Consider the following 3,549-nt stretch of genomic DNA (forward strand, 5'->3'; position numbering starts at 1 on the left):
GCTGCACGCGACAGGCGCACCGTGCCGGTCTCGAGCGGCTCACGCAGCGCCTCCAGCGCGGCACGGGAATATTCGGGCAGCTCGTCCAGAAACAGCACGCCGTGGTGGGCGAGCGAAATCTCCCCTGGGCGTGGTGGCGAGCCGCCGCCCACCAGCGCCGCCGCACTGGCCGTGTGGTGTGGGGCGGCGGTGGGGCGCTGGCGCCAGCGCTGTGGGTCGAAGCGCCCGACCAGCGAGGCGATGGCTGCCGCCTCCAGCGCCTCGTCGTCGCTCAACGGGGGCAACAGTCCGGCCAGCCGCTGCGCCAGCATCGATTTGCCCGAACCCGGCGGCCCCGACAGCAGCAGGCTGTGCCCGCCAGCTGCCGCGACCTCCAGCGCCCGCCGCGCGGCCGCCTGCCCCTTGACGTCAGCCAGATCGGGGCCGCTGGGTGCGGTATGCACCAACGTGGTGCTAGCACGCACCAATTGCCAGCCACCCGCGTCGTCGGCAGCCTGACCCTCGCCCGCTGCGAAGCGCTGCACCACGTCCCGCAGGTGCGCCACGCGCACCACCGTGACCCCGGGCACGAGGGCGGCTTCCTCGGCGCTGCCCGCGGGCAGCACCAGGGTGGGGGCCGCCGGGCGCTGCGCGTGTTCGGTGCGCAGGGCCAGTGCCATGGGCAGCGCGCCGCGCACGGGGCGCAAGGCGCCGCTGAGCGAGAGTTCGCCCGCGTATTCGTACCCCTGCAGGGCTTGTGCATCGAGCTGGCCGCTGGCGGCCAGGATGCCCAGCGCGATGGGCAGGTCGAGCCGACCCGATTCCTTGGGTAAATCGGCGGGCGCCAGGTTGACCGTGATGCGCTTGGACGAGGGCCACTCCAGCCCACTGTTCTGGATCGCCGAGCGCACGCGCTCGCGCGCTTCCTTGACTTCGGTATCGGCCAGTCCAACCAGCGTGAAGCTGGGTAAACCGTTGGCCAGGTGCACCTCGACGTGCACCGGATGCGCCGTCAACCCCACGAGGGTACGGCTGTGCACCACGCATAGACCCATGACCTGTCGCCCTCCCTCTCGCTCGTGCGAATGGCTCGGTGCCAATGATGCCATGGGTGGCGAGCCGGTCGACGAGCGTGCTGGCCGCGCGCGGCATCGGCGCAGGCTGGCACGCGTCGTGCTTTGGATGGGTGAGCCTAATGGAAAGGTGAGCAACCCCAAGGAAAGGACTGCCATGAAACTGGTCACCGCCATCATCAAACCCTTCAAGCTCGACGAGGTGCGCGAAGCGCTGTCGGCCATCGGCGTGCAGGGCATCACGGTCACCGAAGTCAAGGGCTTTGGGCGCCAGAAGGGCCACACCGAGCTCTACCGGGGCGCGGAGTACGTCGTCGATTTTCTGCCCAAGGTCAAGGTCGAGGCGGCCGTGGCCGACGGGCTGGTCGAGCGTGTCATCGAGGCGATCGAGTCTGCGGCCCGCACCGGCAAGATCGGCGACGGCAAGATCTTCGTCTTCCCGCTTGAGCAAGTGATCCGCATCCGCACTGGCGAGACGGGCGCCGACGCGCTCTGACGCCGCGCCCATCCATCCAACACCCATCACCGTGAGGGGATTCCCATGAAAAAACTGCTCTTGAGTCTGTGCCTGGGTATCGGGCTGGTATGGGCTGGCGCCGCGCTGGCCCAGAGTGCCGAGCCTCCCAAAGACGCGCCCGCGGCGGCCGAGACCGCGGCGCCTACTCCCGCCCCCGCCGCGACCGAACCGGCGGCGGCCGAGCCCGCTGCTGCCGCTGCGGCGGCGGTCACGGTCGACAAGGGCGACGTGGCCTGGATGATGACCGCCACGCTGCTGGTCGTCCTGATGGTGCTGCCTGGGCTGGCGCTGTTCTACGGCGGGCTGGTGCGTAGCAAGAACATGCTGTCGGTGCTGATGCAGGTGATGATGGTGTTTTCGCTCATCACGGTGCTGTGGGCCATTTACGGCTACAGCCTGGCGTTTGGGGGCGAGGGGGCCATCATCGGCAGCTTGGACAAGGTCTTTCTGGCGGGGGTGACCACGGCGTCATTGGCGGATACCTTCACCGAAAACGTCAAGTTACCGGAGCTGATCTTCGTTGCATTCCAGGCCACTTTCGCGGGCATCACCTGTGCGCTCATCGTCGGCTCGTTTGCCGAGCGCATCAAGTTCAGCGCGGTGCTGCTGTTTAGCGCGCTGTGGTTCACGTTCAGCTACCTGCCGATCGCGCACATGGTGTGGGGGCCTGGCGGTTATTTGTTGGACAAGGGTGCGCTGGATTTTGCCGGTGGCACCGTGGTGCACATCAATGCCGCCATGGCGGGTCTGGTCGGCGCCTATCTGCTGGGCAAGCGTATCGGCTATGGTCGCGAGGCCATGCCCCCGCACAGCCTGACGCTGACGATGGTGGGCGCTTCGCTGCTGTGGGTGGGCTGGTTTGGGTTCAACGCGGGCTCCAACCTGGAGTCCACCGCCGGTGCCGCGCTGGCGTTCCTCAACACGCTGCTGGCCACCGCAGCGGCCGTGCTGGCCTGGTCGATCGGCGAGGCGCTGCACAAGGGCAAGGCGTCCATGCTGGGCGCGGCATCTGGGGCGGTGGCGGGGTTGGTGGCCATTACCCCGGCGTGCGGTTCGGTCGGGCCCATGGGTTCCATCGTCATCGGTTTGGTGGCGGGCTTCGTGTGCCTGTGGGGCGTGACGGGCCTCAAGAAGATGCTCGGTGCCGATGATTCGCTGGACGTGTTCGGTGTGCACGGGGTCGGCGGCATCGTCGGTGCGCTGCTGACAGGGGTGTTTGCCGCGCCGGGGCTGGGCGGCACGGGTGCCGAGGACTTCAGCATCGCCAGCCAGCTCCTGGTTCAGGCCGAGGGTGTCGTCATCACCATGGTGTGGTCGTCGGTGGTGGCCTTCATCGCCTACAAGATCGTGGACATGGTCATCGGTCTGCGCGTGACCGAAGAGGAAGAGCGCGAGGGTCTGGACATCACCTACCACGGCGAGTCGGCCTACAACCGCTGACGACGCCACGGCTTCATCTGCCTCGCGTCTCTCCTAGGGCTCGTGGCCCGGGTTGCGCCAAGCACCCGGGCCTTTTTTCGACCAGCGTGACCGCCAGTCGGGCAGGGGGTCGTCAAACGGGCGACGCGACGCGGCCGCCTGGGTGGGCGGCAGGCGCCACAATCGGGGGGATGGAATGGCTGGTTTTGACAGCGGCTTCGTTGCTGGCGGGGTTCGTCGATTCGATCGTGGGCGGCGGCGGCCTGATTCTGGTGCCGGCGCTGTTTGCGGCCTTTCCGCATGCGCCGCCCGCCACCTTGCTGGGCACCAACAAAAGCGCTTCGATGTGGGGTACGGCGACCGCCACGTGGCGCTATGCCCGGCGCGTGCCCCTGCGCTGGTCGGCGTTGCTGCCCGCAGCGGGGGTGTGTGCGCTGGCGGCATGGCTGGGGGCGTGGGTGGTGACGGTGGTGTCGCCCGAGGCGCTGCGGCGCGCACTGCCGTTCGTGCTGGCGGCGGTGCTGCTCTACACCCTGGCGCGCAAAGACCTGGGCCGCACCC

At 68.5% G+C, this 3,549-nt stretch carries 4 protein-coding genes; 3 read left to right on the forward strand and 1 reads right to left on the reverse strand.

The window, feature by feature from the left end; translation table 11 throughout:
- On the reverse strand, positions 1 to 1,034 hold a 1,034-nt coding region (locus Q0716_RS08820; protein ID WP_299022179.1), incomplete at its 3' end, for a YifB family Mg chelatase-like AAA ATPase.
- 175 nt (positions 1,035 to 1,209) lie between these two features.
- Here Q0716_RS08820 and glnK point away from each other — a divergent pair.
- The 3 genes from glnK to Q0716_RS08835 all read left to right on the forward strand — a co-directional run.
- Positions 1,210 to 1,548 carry a P-II family nitrogen regulator gene (gene glnK, locus Q0716_RS08825; protein WP_299022182.1) on the forward strand — a complete coding sequence of 113 codons (339 nt, stop codon included), beginning with the start codon at positions 1,210 to 1,212 and terminating at the stop codon, positions 1,546 to 1,548.
- Between the two features lie 45 nt (positions 1,549 to 1,593).
- Positions 1,594 to 3,009: an ammonium transporter gene (locus tag Q0716_RS08830; protein WP_299022184.1), complete on the forward strand. Its 1,416-nt coding sequence runs from the start codon at positions 1,594 to 1,596 to the stop codon at positions 3,007 to 3,009.
- A gap of 170 nt (positions 3,010 to 3,179) precedes the next feature.
- A partial coding sequence (locus tag Q0716_RS08835) for a TSUP family transporter (RefSeq protein ID WP_299022187.1) occupies positions 3,180 to 3,549 on the forward strand: 370 nt, incomplete at its 3' end.

It is taken from the genome of uncultured Tepidimonas sp. (genome assembly GCF_938045175.1).
Lineage (GTDB): Bacteria > Pseudomonadota > Gammaproteobacteria > Burkholderiales > Burkholderiaceae_C > Tepidimonas.